Genomic DNA, 16,077 nt, shown 5'->3' on the forward strand with positions numbered 1-16,077 from the left:
GTGGCTGTCGTGACGGGCGGGAAGTATAAACGCCCGGCGTGGCGGAGCCGGCCTTGGAGACGTTAGTCGCAGCGCGACTTCATCCGTGAGGGGTCTCCCCGGTGTCTGTGGAAGTGGGGCTGCCTCAATCTGTGACCTTTTTTCCGTTAATACACAACTGAACCGGATTGGACAAGCGAACGGCGTGATCACACAATTATTCGGTACTTAAGGCCCGGGAAGCATGTAGCAACCGGCGCTACTGTCGACCACCAGGTTCACAAACATCGAAGAGGGTAAGATCTTGGCAAGTAATGAAGCGCGGGCCCACTTCACCTTGGCGGGCTATCATTTCGATCCCGACCACGTCACACAACATCTCGGTATACAACCTACTTCGGTCGACGCCTCCGGCGCCAGAAGTGAATTGAGCAAGCCGGTGCTGAGCTCCTGGGAGTTGTCGACCGCGGCGGTCACCGACGCCATCGACGTTTACAAGCTGACGGACGAGCTGATCAAGAAACTGGAGCCGGTGAAGGACAAGATCGTGGGGATCTGCAAGAGCCACAACCTGTCGCCGCGGCTCGGCGTGGTGCTGGTGCTGTCGGTGGACAAGGGTGAAACCGTGCCCGATGTCGGTTTCGGCGCCAGGACGATCCGCTTTCTATCCGAGATCGGCGCCTTCATCAATATCGACTACCGGCTTTCCAAGCGCGTTTGAGCCGCGACCTGGGCGGTAAACCGCAGTGGCGCGGATTTAATTTTTTCTACCGAGCGTTTCCGCCAGCGAGCGCGCATGATCGCGCTGCGCCTCGCAGTGCTTGATGCACAACGGCTGGAAGGAGCCCCGAAACGCCTCGAGTATCACGTCGAACTCATCCGCCGTCTCATCGGCCATGCGCGCGTCTTTTTTCAGCTCGGCGAGCTCCGCTCGCGCGGTGGCGATGTTGACCCGGCCCAGAACCGCGAGGTGGATGGGCAGTTGCTGCTCCATGCAGACCAGCAGCCCGGTTTCGTAGGACTTTATCGCTTCTTGCAGGCGATCCGGGTTCTCTTCGGACTCCGCCAGGTGATGCAGCACCGCGCCGCAATTCATGTGCGTCGCCGCCAGCTCCAGCGCGTGGTCGTCGGCATTGAATACCCGCAACGCGTTCTTGTAGGCGACCACCGATTTCTGCAGGGTCGTATTGCCTTTCAGCATCAGGCCGTGGGCATGGAAGGTGTTCCCCAGCTGATGCATCGTGCGGGCCCAGTTCTCCGGCGTTTGCTCCCGGTTCCAGACCTGCAGGGCATGGGTATAGGCGTCGACGGCCCGCTTGAATGACTTCGCGTCGTTCTCCTGGCGGCCGAGGGCCTGGGCGGCCGTGCCCAGGTTGTATTGGGTCGCGGCCCAATCGGCGGGCGCCGATTCCTGGCTCAGCACTTCCAGCGCGAGCTCGAAGGCCCCTATCGCCTTGCGGTACAGGGCCTCGTCCCTGAATTGCTGCGCCTGGGCGGCCAGAATATTGCCGAGGGCATTCTGCGTCTGCGCCCATTCCAGCGGCGCCTGCTGCCGAAAATCATCTTCGGCGAGCTCTCTTTCGAATACCTCGCGCGCCGGATCGAGCAGGGAGCCGCGATACCGGTGCTGCTCGAAATTGCCCCGGGTGTGAATGAAGTTGTCGGGCTCGGTGACCTGGGTGTCGGGCCAGATGTGGACGGGATCGGGGTCGATCAGCTTGCCGACGAAGTGTTGCAGTGCCTTTTCCAGCGCCTTGTTGTCTGGAAAGAACACATAATTATTTGAGTATTTCATTGATGTCCGGATCGGCACCGACCGCGCCGCCACACTCGATCTCTTCTTCGGTGGCGTCGCGTACCGACAGCACTTCGATGGTGAACATCACGTCGCGACCGCTGAGCGGGTTGTTGCCGTCCACGGTCACGGTCTTGTCGTCCACGCGCGTGACGATGAAGTTCCGGGTCTGACCTTTCGCATTTTCCATGGTAATGGTCAGGCCCACTTCCCGGTATTCCTCCGGAACGTTGTCGATGTGATCGGTGAATACCAGAGATTCGTCTCTCGGTCCGTATACCCTGTCCACGTCGATGGGGACATCGATGGTATCGCCGACCTTCTTTCCCTTGAGCTGCGCCTGGACCTGCTCGGACAGGACGTCATTGGCCCCGTGCACGTAGGCCAGGGGATATTCCACCGTTCTCAGTATCGTGCCGGTCTTCACGTCGACGACGCGGTAGTTCAGCTCGACGAACTTCAGATTTTCGATAGTATCGGTCATGAGCATCAGAAAAGTGTTGCGCCGAAGATCTTCAGCTTGCCGTTCTCGTACCCCAGCACCAGCCGGCCCAGCCATTCGCCTTCCAGCTTCGTGTTCTTCTGCTTGTACAGCACCGTGATGTATTCGCCGCGACGGATGGTTCCGAGATTGATGATTTCCTCGGACAGGTTCTTGGTGAGCTTGGCCCGGGCGAACTGCTTGCCCAGCTCCATTTCGTTCGCGCCCTGGATGAACGAGGACGAGAAATTCCGAGTGAAGGCGCCGTAATTCTCCTCGTTGGAGTACTTCACGAGATCCCGCCACATGGGATTGGCGACCTCGAACAGCTCCTCATCGGTCATTTCGAAGATTTTCTTCATACTCGATACCGAAACGAAACGAATAAAAAAAGCCAGCAAATAGAATTTGGTGGCTTTAAAAGAGGCGGTTCGGCCTGAACTCGCGTTCAGGCCGTACGCCGTATGGCTTTAACCCGCTTTCGCTGTCTTCTCTTTGTCGTCCACCAGGTGATAAAGCGGCGCCTTCTCCATCGTGTACTGGCCGGTCTTGCGGTCGCGGCGAGAAACAGTCAGGCAGTGCCAGTTCTTATCATCCAGCTTCATGAAGTCGCCGCGGTAGTAGTAACCCGGCCAGCGAGTCTCTTCACGGAACAGCGTATGCTGGAACACGCACTCGGACGTGCGAATGCGGTGGTACAGCTCCCATGCACGCAACAGCTCGTGAATGTCGGCTGCGCCCATGCCGTTATGCCAGTCTTCCTCGAGCCATTTCAGCTTCTTCAGGCCGATCTTGAGGAGATTGCCGTTGGTCATGTAGTTCACGCCGAAACCACCGCAGTACTCGTCCATCAGCTTCTGCAGGCGATCCAGGCCCTGCCGCGGGTTGATGAAGTTCGGGTTCACGGTCCCGGCGACCACTTCGTTGCTGTACACCCGGTAGGTCTCGAGCGGCTTGTAGATCTTCTCCCGCAGCTCCTCGATCTGCCTGTCCGAGACGCGAATGCCCTCGGCCTTGCCGTCGTCGATGTACTTGCAGGCGGCCTTGGCGGCCAGACGACCCTCGGTGAAGGACCCGGACGAGAACGCGTGCGGCGTGCCGCCGATCGCGTCACCCGCGCCGAACAGGCCTTCGACGGTCATCATGCGGTTGTAGCCCCAGAAGTACTCCGGCGGCGACACGTCTTCCGGACCGGAGGCCCAGCCGCCGCAACCGGTGGCGTGCGAGCCCATGACGTACGGCTCGGAGGTCGTCAGCTCGGGGTTTTCGTACTTCGGATCCACGTTGGTCGCCGCCCACAGCACCGCCTGGCCCACGGTCATGCCCAGGAAGTTGTGCCAGCCGATCTCCTCCAGATGCGGATCCTGGAAGGCTTCCATGGTCACCATGTGGATCGGACCGCGGCCGGCGTTGACCTCGCTGATCAGCGCGTGGTTGCGCAGGCAGGTCGGGATCGGCCGATGCGTCAGGTGCGACGCCTCCGGATCGAGGTATTCCTTGCCGACCATTTCCTGGAGCTGCGGCCACCACTTCTCTTCGTACTTCTCGCCCAGGCCGTTCTGGGTATAGGTCTTCAGGTGCAGGAAGTAGGCGCCCACCGGACCGTAGCCGTCCTTGAAGCGGGCCAGCACGATGCGGTTCTCCATCTGGGTCATCTTCGCGCCGGCATCGATCATGAGGCCGTACGCCGAGCCCGAGGACCACGGCGCGTACCACACGCGACCGGCGCCTTCACCCACGGAGCGCGGCTTGAAGATGTTGGAGGCGCCACCGGCACCGACGATCACGGTCTTGGACTTGAACACGTGATAGTTGCCGGTACGCACGTTGAAGCCCACGGCGCCGGCGATGCGGTTTTCCTTGGCCTCGTCCAGCAGCAGGTGCGTCACGCAGATGCGGTTGTACACCTTGTCGGCGGACCGCTTCGCGGCCTCGGCGACGATCGGCTTGTAGGACTCGCCGTGGATCATGATCTGCCAGCGGCCTTCGCGCTGATAGCTGCCTTTCTTCTTGTTGCGCATGATCGGCAGACCCCATTCCTCGAACTGATGAACGGCGGAGTCCACGTGGCGCGCCATGTCGAACGCCAGATCCTCGCGCACCATCCCCATCAGGTCGATGCGCGCGTAACGGACGTGATCCTCGGGGTTGTTCTCGCCGAAGCGGGCGCCCATGTAGCAGTTGATCGCGTACAGGCCCTGGGCCACCGCACCGGAACGGTCGATATTGGCCTTCTCGGCGATGACGATCTTCTTGTCCCGGCCCCAGTAGCGCGCTTCGAACGCGGCACCGGTGCCGCCGAGGCCCGCGCCGACGACGAGGACGTCGATGTTGTCTTCAACGATTGTCTTGTAGCCCATTAGTAGTACACCCCTGCTTTGAGTGAGAGCCCGGCGGACTTCAGCGTCCGGATGTCCCCGTCGTCCATGCGGATGTACTTGGGCTCCTTATATAAGAGTTGGCTCGCGCGCATTTCCTTGCTGGGCGCGGGCTCCGCCTTCAGATCCGGGAACCCGGTGCCCCACGGCTTGGTCGTGATCGGCGCCACGAGGTCCATGTCCTTCTTGCCGTTGCGGAACTTGATGCGCCACGAAATGATGCCTTTCTCTTCGTCGCGGTGCACGCGCACCGAGTGACCCAGCGGCGCGAAGTCCGCGTAGCCGCGAACGTCGATCGCGTGGTGCGGGCAGGCCTTCACGCAGGAATAGCACTCCCAGCACATGTTGGGCTCGATGTTGTAGGCACGCCGAAGCGACTTGTCGATGTGCATGATGTCCGACGGGCAGATGTCGACGCACTGTCCGCACCCGTCACAACGCGTCATGTATACGAATGTTGGCATGATCTTCTCTCTCGTATAGCGATAGTTGAAGAATCGTTAGTAGTGGCTCGGCCGCTCGCGGCGGATACCCGGCCCCATGTTGGGCGGGTTCTTGCCCATGTACTCGGCAAGATCCGGAAACTTTCTCTGCACCTCGGGATCGCGCGGATCGTAGTCGAAGGGCAGGTCTTCTCTCGAGCCGTCGGCGCGGGTGACGCGCTTTTGAAAGGCGGCCGCGGGCTTGAAGAACATGTGCGCGAACTTGGACCAATACACGCCGCCGAACAACACGACGCCGGAGAGGGCGAACAGAACCAGGAACAGCGTCGACCAGCCGCTGATGCCGCGGTACTGCGTGAACGACCAGAGCAACGCGAAGGTCGCCGTCGCGAGCAGCGAGAGGATGAAGAGATCCGCGCGCTCCAGACGCCACCAGGTGAGGCCTTCCGCCGAGACGTCGACCCGGATGAAGAACCAGAACCAGTATCCGCCGACGGCGAGCATCAGCGCGCCGATGTGCCAGAGCTGCGGCAGGATGGCCGGCGCCGGCGTCTCCGGGGTGGGATAACCGAAGATCAGGATCGCGGTGGTCGCGACGAAAATGATGGTGCCCCACATGGTCAGCAGATGGGAAAGTCTGCGCCGGGGATTGCAGAATTCACCGGAAGTCGCCACTTCGTTCAACAGAACGGACGCGGCGATGACCGCTTTCTCTCCGACTCCGACTTGACGCTTTGCGTTCTTCTTTTCTTTCTCCGCATTCAGGAAAAAGTACTTCGCGCTCTTCTTGTGCATCATGTCGAGTATGGTCCCCACGATCACCAGCAGGACCATTAGAATGATGTACCCTTGCATGACGGCAACGGGTATGTTGGCCGAAAGCTCGGCGAAGGGATTGCTCGTGAACATTAAGTTATCCTCTGTAACGCGATTGAATTTTTGTGCTGCCGTGATGCCTGTCGAAAAGAATTCCCGCGAGGACCGCGATGATCGTCAGAACGATGTGGACCTGTCTGGGGATTGCCGGCGATGTTTCGAAAGACCCCCAATGTCTGCCCGTCTTGATCTGGTACTACGACGGCCGCCTCAAGCGCCTGCTACCGATCGACCCTTGCGTACGGCCGGCTATCGATTTCGGCGGCAAAACATATAGTGAAAACGTAGTCGTATCAAGCCTTTTACCGGGCGCGCGGGGGCAAATCTGGGGGATGGGTAATCGAATAATATGATCTGCCCGTAATGATCTTTTATATCGATCGCGGCTAATGCTCTTTATATATATGAATCTATAGATTGGGGCACGCTTCGGCCAGCGATGCCCCCACGTCCCGCCCGCCCGCTGGGCCGCAAACTACGCGGCCTTGGTCGTCTCGAAGCCGGCGTTTTTCCACCCGGGCCCATACCGCCGAGAACGCTGTACGACCGCCGATAGCCGAGGCGCCTCACCAGGCTCGCGGCGATATCGAGCCGCCGGCGCATGCCGCCCGACCAGGTCCGCACCTGGCGCCCGGCGGCCTCGGCGAGCCCGAAGGCCTCGAGCAGCTCTCTTGCTCGCGCCCGCGCGCCGGCCCAGGTGAAGCCGAGGAGGCGCGCGACGAGCACGAGGTTCTCGTGTCCCGTCAGGTCCTCGTCCACGGAGGCGAACTGGCCCGTGAGGCTCACCTTGGCACGGACGGCGGCGGCGTCCTTGACCACGTCGAGGCCGAGCACGGACGCCGAACCGCCGTCCGGCTTGAGCAATGTCGCGAGCACGCGGATCGTCGTGGTCTTGCCGGCCCCGTTCGGGCCGAGCAGGCCATACACGGCGCCGCGACCGATCTCGAGGTCGATCCCGGCGACCGCGCGCGTGCTGCCGAAGGTCTTCTGCAGAATCCTGGTCTCGATGGCGGGTGTCATTCGGGAATCCCTGTGGCGGTCCTGACGGGGGCGGAAGGTGTAAACGCCCGGTGCGACAGAGACTGCCTTGGAGGCGGAAAGTGACCGCGCTTGTGGACAAGCTTGGACTTCCCATCTTGCTGACCGCCGTCGTTCCGGGCACGGTTCCTCCCTCCGCTACTGTAGAATCCCGCGATCGCATTTCATAAAGCGACGTCACCCAGGTGACTTTAACGCTCGATCCCGTCGAAGTCCGCGTCCTCGGCTGTCTGGTGGAGAAAGAACTCACGACGCCCGACGGCTATCCGCTCTCGCTGGCGGCGTTGACAGCGGCCTGCAATCAGAGGTCGAGCCGCGAGCCGGTGATGAACCTCGACGAAGCGACCGTGCTCGACAAAGTGAATGCGCTCATCGAGAAGCATCTGGTCAGCGAACGTAGCGGTGCCGGCAGCCGCGTTGCGAAGTTCGTGCACCGCCTCACCGGCCACCTGCGAGAGGCCGAAGATTTTTCGCAGCCGCAGCGGGCGGCTCTGGGACCGTAAGCTTCCCCGTCAAGCAGACACTCCAGAAGTAGAACTTCGCCGTTCCAACACCTGTTGCCGGTACATCATCGGCGGTATGCGGTTCAACGACCGGTGCGGTCGCTCCGCGTTGTAACTGCACAGCCACCACCACACCATCTCCCGCACCTGGTCGAGATCCTCGAACAGGTAGGCATCGAGCAGCTCGTGACGCAGGCTGCGGTTGAAGCGTTCGACGAAGGCGTTCTGGTTCGGCTTGCCCGGCGCGATGTAGGCGAGCTCGATGCCGTGGCCGGCGCACCACTTAACGAGGCGCTGCGCGGTGAACTCTGGCCCGTTGTCGAGCCGCAGGCGCTTGGGCAGGCCGCGCCAGGCCTTGAGCTGCTCGAGCACGCGGATAACCCGCTCGGCCGGGAGGTTGGTGTCCACCTCGATCGCCAGAGCCTCGCGGGCGCCTTCGTCCAGGATGTTGAGCAGGCGGAAGGTCCGCCCGCGGTAAAGGGCATCGCTCATGAAGTCGAGCGCCCAGACGGTGTTGATGGCCGATGGCGCCTGAAGCGGCAAGGAATCGCGTTTGGGAAGCCGCTTCTTGGTACGCCGGGGCAGGTTGAGCTTGAGCGCGCGGTAGACCCGCCACACCCGTTTGTGGTTCCAGGGGTGGTTCTGCACCCGCTTCAGATGGTCAAAACACATCCAGAACCCCCAGCGGTGATGCCGTTCGACCACACCGCTCAGTGCCGCGATGACCTCGCGGTCGCGCTCGGCGGCGGGCACGGGCACCCGGTAATAGGCCGCCCGGGAGAGCCCGACCGCCGTACAGGCCCGTCGCACCGCTAACCCGTGTTGTCCCACCAGGTAGGCCGCCGATTCGCGGCGCTCGGCGGGGCTCAGTGCTTTTTTTGGATGAGATCCTTAAGCGCGTGGTTCTCGAGCGAGAGCTCGGCGAACATGCGCTTCAACCGGGCGTTCTCCGTCTCGAGCTCCTTCATGCGCTTGAGCTCCGCGACGTCGAGGCCCCCGTACTTGGCCTTCCACTTGTAGTACGTCGCCGAGCTGATGCCGTGTCTTCGCCAGATCTCGTTCACCGGCACGCCCGACTCCGCCTCCCTGAGGATCGCCACGATCTGGCTCTCCGTGAACCGCGATTTCTTCATTGTTCGAACCCCCTGACACGTTAAGATTGCCAGAAAGTTCTACTTGCCGCTTGTCTACGAGGCGGGGAAGCTTACGGATGGAGTTACGGGCTGGGCGCATGGACGAGGCGGAAAATCAGTGAAATTGACGTTGCGGCATGAACACCGGTCAAGCCCAAGCGCCGGGCGGGAATATTAGGGAAAGCTGTGATCTGACCCGAATTGCTGGGGCGCGGGGGGATTCGAAGTGCAACACATCCGGCCTCTATTTACTACGGGTAGCTCGCTTCACCATTGTCGTGAACCCTCGCAAACCATTCAGTACACCTTCGCTTTAAGCACGACTCACAGGCCCCGAGCAATAACGTCGATGCAACCGAAAAAGTAGGGAATGAATAATGCCGGAGTCTTCATTAGCTACTTCGTGCATGATGAGCCGCTCGAGAACAATCGGTGCTAGAGACCAGTTGTTGCTGATATTAGAATCAATTCCTCTCTGGTACCGATTTTCTCTTGTTCGATAAGACTTCTTTCGTCCCTAATGCGTTCTTCTCGATATCCTTCGCGATCTTTTTGGCGCACCTCCGCAATCACCGCTTCGACATAGAGAGCACGAGAGCGAAGCCCAATGTTGTGGCTGTGGTACCCAACAACAACTGAGAGAATGAAGGACACGGTGACCGCCATGCCTGCTGCTAACTCATTAAAGTCCGCTCCAAAGGTAACGTATGCGGCTATGATGAATACGATGAAAGCAAGGAAGCTAGCAAGGTTGGAGACCATTTCTTGTTGTTTATTAAGAAAGGAACGAAGCTCCGCTGTGAAAGAGGTATTTGTCATGCAGATGGTTATCGACAAAATAGCCAGTCCTATCACAAGCTGCTTGGTCTCAATCATCGGCTGCGATTTCGCTAGCAGGTAAGAAACCAGCGACATAATGGCAGTGATCAGACCAAAAAAAACATTCCGGTATAACCAGTTCAACAAAGCAAATACGTGTTCCTTCGGAGAGGACGGGAACTCAGGGATAGAAGTAGTTGCGGGTGGCTCTATGCCCGAAGCCTTTGAAGTATCAATCTCCATATAGCGTTCCCATTTGCAGATACATTGCAGCACGCCCCCTATGCGAGCGCCATTTGTCAGCCTTTATGCGCTTGGCGTTGACCTTCTGAGATCAAGCAAAGCTATCGGGCAATCAGCCGTTGGTATCACGATTCCTCCTGAACATCCGGCGCCCCTTCATTTCCAGGACAATATTTTGCGTGCGTTCTGACCCGGAAACTTGACCAGGGCAATCCCTGGGGGAAGAGCGCGATCTGAGAAGTCCTCTATGCGCATGCGTCGGCCGAAGGCACCGTCCAATGTTTTTACGCTCGATGAGCTTAGCGAAAAGACCCCAACCGTTCCCATCTGCTCCAAGAAATCATCCTCTTCCTGGTCGAAATCATCCGCGCTTTGAGACAAGAGCATGACGATCCCGCCTTTAGACGCTGACTTTCTTACAAGCGAGCTAAGTGCTCCGTGCCGATAGCGCAAGATTTCGACTGCCTCATCGACAATTAAGAGATGTCTCAACAAACGGTTGCCGGCTTTGTCTACGCCACTATCGGGCAGCGACATAAAGAATGAGTTGAGTGCGTCAAGAATCAAGAAGATAGCGAGCCGCTTCGGCTCGTCAGATGCGCTCCCGAAGCTGATAACCCACCTCTTTGAGAAAAATTCGGCCGGTGACATCGTCGGCCGCATCATATTCAGCGACGTGATGGCGTTGAGTTTCGCACCAATACTGCCGATTGATTGGCGTGATTGCTCCGCTACGTCTGTAAGCGCCTGCAAAACATCGTCCAGGGTAATGGGTCGACGCTGTCCCCCGCGGCTTTCTAGCGCTCGTCTTCCTTCAAGTAGGGCCAAGACCGCCTGACGCAGTAGATCTAGTTTGATGTCACCTTTGGCCCGTATGCATTTTTGAAAGGAGTCTTGGAACCCAATTGCAAGCTGCGCGAGTTGCTGTTCTTCAGCCGTCGGCGAAGACCAAAGAAAGTCAAGAGGAACCGGGACTTTGGGTACATCCAGCGCGCGTATCCCGGGAAAAAACGCCTCTAGCGTTCGATCGCCCCATTCCGACTTGCGAACCAGTGCCCCGTCTTTTACGAACTCACCTTTCGGGTCAATAAGTAACAGCGGGAGGTCCGCTGTTACTATCACCTGCCGGGCTATGTCTAATCCTGTCCGGGTCTTACCTGATCGGGTTTTGCCGAGAATCGCTAAGTGCGGGGAAACGCCTGGCCGATTAACGGTGTAGCTTAACTGTTCTCCCGAGTCAGGATCGATGCTTTCCGATCCGAAGCGAATGGAGAGGGCGCCCTCCTTTTCTTTGAACGTGTCGATGCTACCACTTGTTCGAGTGCCCGTAGGTACCATGCCTGCGAGTCTCACAACGAAATCCACGTCAGCTTTCTTCACGTCTTCGTAGTCTTGCTTGAGGAGCATTGCACCACGATGCCAATGTCCCTCGACTAAAGAGCGAAAACTCGCTGCGTCAGCAGGTGGCGCTTCCGAAGCAATGGCGATTAAGCAAGACCAGATATCAGCATCGTCACCAAACAGGTGGGTGCCCTCGATCGCGTTCCCCATCTCGGCATCTTGAGGAAGGCGGATATCGCCAGTGTTTAATTGCTCGGACAGGCTTCTCCCTATTGCGAGCTTCGCCACCGTGGCCTTATCCCCGGGGATGAGCGTGGACCGAAGATCACCGAGAAATTCCTCCGCTTCCTTGGTCGGGCGATAACGAAGACGATCAATTCGGGTCAAGTTAAATTCGGTCATATTCAGGCGCCAAAATAGCTATCTTCGATCACGGTTGATTCCCCGCTACCCTCTTCCTTGCTTTCGAAAGTCACTAGAAATGTCTTTAAAATCTTTGGATCGAGTCGCTCTCGGTAATAGTCTGATATCTCCTCGTCGTGCGACAGGAAGATCACTTGCCCCCGAGCGGCTTCGGCTACGTATCGCAAGACTCTTTCGCGATACTTGGAGTCCATGTTGCCAACAGGCGTGTCAATCACAATCGGTGCCTCCTGCTCTGACACATCAGCGACAGCAAGAGTGAAAGCTAATCCGAAAGCACGTTTCTGCGCTCCCGACAGACTGGAAACCAATACGATTTCGCCCGACGGCCCCTCTAGTCTTGGTGGAGTATCGGGATCAAACCTCACGACAAAATTCCGATACTCGTCCGAAACCATTTGCCTGAAGTGTTCTGTGCACCTTTCCTCTAGCGATTCCTTGCAAAGCGGGACAAGATTGTCTTTTGCTTCGTCCACCGTCGCTCTCACTCGGTGCGCCACATCGAGTTTCTCTAGCACTGGCCTTTCGACTGCTCGACGTTTCTCCATCTGCCCTATTGAGCCCTTGAGGTCCCGGATTCTTTCTTGAAGTCCTCGTTCTCTGGTTTCTAGGCCAAGCAATTCCGAATCAATCGATTTAGCGGTTTCTCGAGTTTCGTCAACCGATTTCGTGAGCGCCGCGAGCTGTGGTTCTATGTCCTTAATTCGCTCGTACTTTCGTTCTGTTTCTCTTCGTCTCGTAACAGTGTTATCCCAACGAATTGCAGCGTCGGCTAGCGCGCCTCCGCCGATCGCCTGACAACGTCCAAGCTTACTCAATACCGCTGCGCGATCCGCCTCTCGGAGAAAATGAAGTTTATATTCCTCGGCGCATCCGTCTGGCGGCGGACTCCACAATGCCTCGAGAGCCTTTTCCAGTTTGCTTCGCAGCTGATGGATCTGCTGCTCGCTAAGAGGCGGCTCTACATCACCTGCCCCCTTGGTCGGCAGCACAGACTCAATAATTTTTGAGGCCTTGCCACTCGCTTCTTCCTTGAGAATTAGCCACCGATCCCGAATTTGCTCAGCACGCAGGTTTGATCGAAGTAACTCGATATTGCGGCTCATAGCTAAAGGCAGCGCAATAGAGGCTAAGCCCGTAATCAGCTCCTGCTTAACGGCTGCTTCCTCGGACTGTAATGCCGCCAGTGTGCGAGCGTACTCTTCGATATCGGCCGTCGAGTCACCTAATAGCTGCCGCAAATCATTCAACAGTCGCTGATGGTCCGCATCTGTCGCATCCATTTGCTTCCGCTTCTTGGTCAGTTCGTTTTCTATTTCTTTCAACTGATCCTTGGCTTCTTCGAGCTCCTGACGTTTCTGGTCTAGCTCGTCAATTCGTACGTTCCCTGTCTCGCGGCGCAAATTAGTCGTCTCGTTCTGTATAAACGTTCGGAGGCTATCGCTTAACCTGTCGAGAATCCCAGTTCCATAAAGCGTGTTAACCGCATCCAGAAGAGCTCTGTGACCCGCGGCATCAACCCGCTCTTGTGCCTGTTCCCCGTCAAAAAAGAAGCATGCCATTACGTTCCAGGGAAAAAGAAGATCCGAAATCTTGTCATTGGCGTCCTGCCAGGTGGGATAGATTTTCTTTTGCGAGTTGACTTCAATTAGGACCTCTTCGCCGTCCCTGCTGTTCAGATCGCGAATCCTTCCACCTTTGTTGAAGTTCCAGCGACGTTGGATAAGAATCGTGTCGCCTTCGTTCTCAAACCGAAGTGACACTGAACAATGTGGTTCGTCCTGGCGTCTTGCGGGTCGATGGATTATCTGCTCCATCAGACTCTTGTAATTTCGATTCTGATCCTCATCTATTCCGGATAACCGTACCCCTTCAATCAAATGCATAGCCTCTCGCCCGAAGAGACCAAGATAGAGTGCTATCAAGAGGGAGGTCTTTCCCGTTCCGTTCTGTGCACCGACGAGAATAATGTTTTTGCGAGAGCCAGGTCTCGGTAGGGTAAATATGGCATTCCGATAGCTTCGCCAATTTCGTACATGCACTTCCTTAAGAAACATCGCGGACCCCGGCCTGGTGTTCTTCGATGAAGTCGCTTATTGCGGCACTGAACTCTTGTGAGATTCCCACCTGCCGTCCTCGGCCCAAATTATCTCGCTGAATTTCAATCAGGCTGCGGAGTAGGTCGAGACTGACGTTGTGTTCCTGACAAATTCGTTGAAGCACGTTTTTTGCCTTTTTGTCCGCAAGCAGCGGCAACGCTCTACGTGTCATCTCCCCTCCCCGATAAGTTGGAGCAAGCGATTTGCTCTATTCAGAACGTGTTGGGACGCATCGTCTCGCCAAATTTCTTCGATGCGGCGTATTTCAGCTGATGAAATAAGTTGTACCTTCACCTCGTCTTGCAGAGCGAGCAATCTGTCCAGCACGGTCTTCCTTGCGTCGAACTTAAGCGGGCCCAGTCCAGCTTGCCCGTTTCGACGTTCCGTCATCCGGTTTTCTTCGGTGTAACAGAAATCTTTGAGCCAATCCCTGAAATTGGCCATCGGCTCTAGGCGCTCAAACCCCTTCTCCATGGCATTCCTGAACGACTTATCTTTGTCGACAACCGTGCAGGTCCAACAACCAAAACGGATCGAATTGCTGCCGCAGGACGGTTGAGTATCGGTATCTATAACAACCGGACATTCCCCGCCCGTGGCGTCTCGATACAATTTCATTAGCGCTTGGTGGGACCCTGCCCAGGGTGGCGCGCAAGCAAATAAGTATTCCCAAACTTCATCTGTCGTCAGCTCGAGAATCGGGCGGAAGACAAAACAGCCGGGCAGGTCGTTATGCGGGTTTAACCGGCCGGTCCCATCGTACCGCTTTGCCGATTTTGCGCGGGCGGTCGACTCGGACCGTCTGACCCCAAGAAGGAGGATTACTTCTCCGCTCTCTGTAATACGCTCCCGGATATAGTCAGTCGTTGGCCGAATCTTCATTCGATCGGTACACCAACGGAAAAACCGAGTGGGCGGCGGATAACCGCGGCCAATAAGGTTCACCCAAAAGGTCTGGTCTACTAGTGGTGTCGTTTTATGGATTTCGATCGGCAGACTGAGGTCCGGAAGAGACGTGGAGAGCGCAGAAAGAAGGGATTCCACATATGTTTGAACGATTGGCGATTCAACAAGCGTATCGTTTGCAATTACATGAACTCGGCGGGAACGTTCCGACCATGGAAGTTCGAGAAGCGTTTCAACAACTAGCTGCAGGACAAGCGTGGAATCCTTTCCCCCCGAGAATCCGATTATCCACGGCTTGTTGTGTGCAGCGCGATACTCCTCCTTAATGTCTGTCTTGATGGCTAGGATCTTCGCGGATAGTTCATCTATCTCTGGTCCGCCCTTCATCTTGCTCCGCTCTTTTTGGATCGTTGCTGGGAAGGCTGGCCCCCGAGAACTGAGCATCCAGCCGGCCTATTTCCCCGCCAGGTGGCGGGAAACTGTAACACAAAGGACGCGGACTGAGCGCCGCCTTTATCTGCTGGCTCGCAAATCCCGGCCACTCGGACGGTGCGCCTAAGGGATTAATTCGACGTGCTTTTACTGCGCAAAACCAAAGTCGGGCTTGAGCGCCTGACAGATGTGGCGGGCGGCGCCCGCGGGTCGCCCATGTCGTGCAAGGCGTCGAAGGAGGTGACCAGGCCGTAGTCCCGCCTCGGTGAGTGCTGAGCTAGTTTCTGTCCCGTGCTTCTTGGCCCTGCGCCGCCTTCTTCAACAACCGAACTTGGCCCGCCCGCCGTACCTACCGTATCTGACCTCTCTCTAAAACGGCGTGACTATAGTCCGTCGACCGACGAGACAGACCTGCCCTACCTTACCCCACCTCTTCCGGGGCAAAACGTTGAAAGTCGAGAAAGCGTTCGCTCTTGTTCTTCGGGATATGAGAAAGAAGAAGAACCTGTCTCAGGAGCAATTGGCTCTTAACAGTAATCTCGACCGAACGTTTATTTCGCTTCTGGAACGCGGACTGCGGCAGCCCTCCCTTACCACCATCTTCCAACTGTCCCGCGCACTCGATACGTCGGCTACCGAGTTGATTTCGACCGTCGAGACGAAGGTCCACGCGCGGTCCTGAAGGCACGTCCCTTTCGTTTCTGTGGCCCTCACGAGGTTAACGATCTCGCTTGCGTGACTATAGTCCCCGGACTATAGTCACGGCGACGAGCAGGTCAATTAACGTGACACGGGAGGGCGCGGATGCTGATACTGGGCAGGAAACGCGGCGAGACCATCAGAATCGATCTGATGGAGGACACGAACCCGCTGACACCTGTCGGCGAGATATTTGGGCGAGGACCGATTCAGATTCTGGTGCTGAGTGTAAGAGGGAGGCAGGTGAAGCTTGGCATTCAGGCGGGCCCGGGCTTTCGCATCCTTCGGAATGAGCTTTCCGAACAGTTGGTCTCGTAACCGTTCCCAGCGGCCATCCAGGTGCCGTCGCGTTTGAGCGCGCTGCGGATGTGGCGGGCGGCGCCGGGGTGAAGGGTGAAAGCATGGCGTTTTCCCCCTCACCCTACCCTCTCCCCAAAGGGGAGAGGGGTGGATTCAGCTCTCCCCAGAGGGGAGAGGGATGTCTTCAGC

Annotated in this window: 16 protein-coding genes and 2 pseudogenes; 4 read left to right on the forward strand and 14 right to left on the reverse strand. The window is 57.5% G+C overall.

From position 1 onward, the window contains the following. The first annotated feature begins 283 nt into the window (after positions 1-283). On the forward strand, positions 284-700 hold the full coding sequence (locus SVA_RS12825) for a DUF4279 domain-containing protein (RefSeq protein ID WP_169924086.1): 417 nt from the start codon (positions 284-286) through the stop codon (positions 698-700). 36 nt (positions 701-736) lie between these two features. On the opposite strand, the gene SVA_RS12830 is transcribed toward SVA_RS12825, so the two are convergent. From SVA_RS12830 to SVA_RS12860, 7 genes and pseudogenes are all read right to left on the reverse strand, one after another. After that, a complete protein-coding gene (locus SVA_RS12830) occupies positions 737-1,807 on the reverse strand; it encodes a tetratricopeptide repeat protein (RefSeq protein ID WP_169924087.1) in 1,071 nt (356 codons plus the stop codon). Beyond that, positions 1,758-2,258 carry an FKBP-type peptidyl-prolyl cis-trans isomerase gene (locus SVA_RS12835; RefSeq protein ID WP_096462945.1) on the reverse strand — a complete coding sequence of 167 codons (501 nt, stop codon included), beginning with the start codon at positions 2,256-2,258 and terminating at the stop codon, positions 1,758-1,760. Before SVA_RS12835 ends, SVA_RS12830 begins: the two co-directional genes overlap by 50 nt. 5 nt (positions 2,259-2,263) lie before the next feature. Then, on the reverse strand, positions 2,264-2,617 hold the full coding sequence (locus SVA_RS12840) for an SH3 domain-containing protein (protein ID WP_096461599.1): 354 nt from the start codon (positions 2,615-2,617) through the stop codon (positions 2,264-2,266). 108 nt (positions 2,618-2,725) lie between these two features. Then, positions 2,726-4,615: an adenylyl-sulfate reductase subunit alpha gene (gene aprA, locus SVA_RS12845; protein WP_096461600.1), complete on the reverse strand. Its 1,890-nt coding sequence runs from the start codon at positions 4,613-4,615 to the stop codon at positions 2,726-2,728. Further along, the gene (aprB, locus tag SVA_RS12850) at positions 4,615-5,097 is read right to left on the reverse strand and encodes an adenylyl-sulfate reductase subunit beta (RefSeq protein WP_096461601.1); all 483 of its coding nucleotides are present in this window, start codon (positions 5,095-5,097) and stop codon (positions 4,615-4,617) included. The genes aprA and aprB overlap by 1 nt, the downstream gene beginning before the upstream one ends. A 36-nt stretch (positions 5,098-5,133) precedes the next feature. Beyond that, positions 5,134-5,985 (reverse strand): adenylyl-sulfate reductase, encoded by an 852-nt coding sequence (locus SVA_RS12855; RefSeq protein ID WP_096461602.1) that lies wholly within the window; start codon positions 5,983-5,985, stop codon positions 5,134-5,136. Positions 5,986-6,519: 534 nt separating this feature from the next. Further along, positions 6,520-6,972 (reverse strand): annotated as a pseudogene (locus tag SVA_RS12860) (ATP-binding cassette domain-containing protein); the annotation flags it as partial. A gap of 203 nt (positions 6,973-7,175) precedes the next feature. Between SVA_RS12860 and SVA_RS12865 the strand changes: the two are divergent. Beyond that, the gene (locus SVA_RS12865) at positions 7,176-7,493 is read left to right on the forward strand and encodes a DUF480 domain-containing protein (RefSeq protein ID WP_096461604.1); all 318 of its coding nucleotides are present in this window, start codon (positions 7,176-7,178) and stop codon (positions 7,491-7,493) included. 9 nt (positions 7,494-7,502) lie between these two features. Here the strand turns inward: SVA_RS12865 and SVA_RS12870 are convergent. The 7 genes and pseudogenes from SVA_RS12870 to SVA_RS20450 form a co-directional block, all read right to left on the reverse strand. Beyond that, positions 7,503-8,626 (reverse strand): IS3 family transposase gene (locus tag SVA_RS12870; protein WP_096461605.1). Its coding sequence is split into 2 segments (ribosomal slippage): positions 7,503-8,374 and positions 8,374-8,626, totalling 1,125 coding nucleotides; the frame shifts between segments, so codons are not numbered across the junction. Positions 8,627-9,061: 435 nt separating this feature from the next. Beyond that, a complete protein-coding gene (locus SVA_RS12875; protein ID WP_148665469.1) occupies positions 9,062-9,688 on the reverse strand; it encodes a hypothetical protein in 627 nt (208 codons plus the stop codon). Positions 9,689-9,844: 156 nt separating this feature from the next. Next, positions 9,845-11,431: a helicase HerA domain-containing protein gene (locus SVA_RS19485; RefSeq protein ID WP_148665470.1), complete on the reverse strand. Its 1,587-nt coding sequence runs from the start codon at positions 11,429-11,431 to the stop codon at positions 9,845-9,847. A 2-nt stretch (positions 11,432-11,433) separates the two neighbouring features. Further along, positions 11,434-13,509 carry an AAA family ATPase gene (locus tag SVA_RS12885; RefSeq protein WP_096461608.1) on the reverse strand — a complete coding sequence of 692 codons (2,076 nt, stop codon included), beginning with the start codon at positions 13,507-13,509 and terminating at the stop codon, positions 11,434-11,436. Beyond that, positions 13,499-13,723 carry a DNA modification system-associated small protein gene (locus tag SVA_RS20445; RefSeq protein ID WP_420823868.1) on the reverse strand — a complete coding sequence of 75 codons (225 nt, stop codon included), beginning with the start codon at positions 13,721-13,723 and terminating at the stop codon, positions 13,499-13,501. The genes SVA_RS12885 and SVA_RS20445 overlap by 11 nt, the downstream gene beginning before the upstream one ends. Further along, positions 13,720-14,844 (reverse strand): DNA phosphorothioation system sulfurtransferase DndC, encoded by a 1,125-nt coding sequence (gene dndC / locus SVA_RS12890; RefSeq protein WP_096461609.1) that lies wholly within the window; start codon positions 14,842-14,844, stop codon positions 13,720-13,722. Before dndC ends, SVA_RS20445 begins: the two co-directional genes overlap by 4 nt. Positions 14,845-15,060: 216 nt before the next feature. Beyond that, positions 15,061-15,167 (reverse strand): annotated as a pseudogene (locus SVA_RS20450) (SAM-dependent methyltransferase); the annotation flags it as partial. Between the two features lie 209 nt (positions 15,168-15,376). On the opposite strand from SVA_RS20450, the gene SVA_RS20455 reads away from it, so the two are divergent. Both SVA_RS20455 and SVA_RS12900 read left to right on the forward strand, forming a co-directional pair. Continuing rightward, entirely contained in the window at positions 15,377-15,571 is a 195-nt protein-coding gene (locus SVA_RS20455; protein ID WP_420823886.1) for a helix-turn-helix domain-containing protein, read from the forward strand. A 122-nt stretch (positions 15,572-15,693) separates the two neighbouring features. Further along, on the forward strand, positions 15,694-15,906 hold the full coding sequence (locus SVA_RS12900; protein ID WP_096461611.1) for a carbon storage regulator: 213 nt from the start codon (positions 15,694-15,696) through the stop codon (positions 15,904-15,906). Positions 15,907-16,077 lie beyond the last annotated feature (171 nt).

Source organism: Sulfurifustis variabilis (assembly GCF_002355415.1).
Taxonomy (GTDB): Bacteria; Pseudomonadota; Gammaproteobacteria; order Acidiferrobacterales; family Sulfurifustaceae; genus Sulfurifustis; species Sulfurifustis variabilis.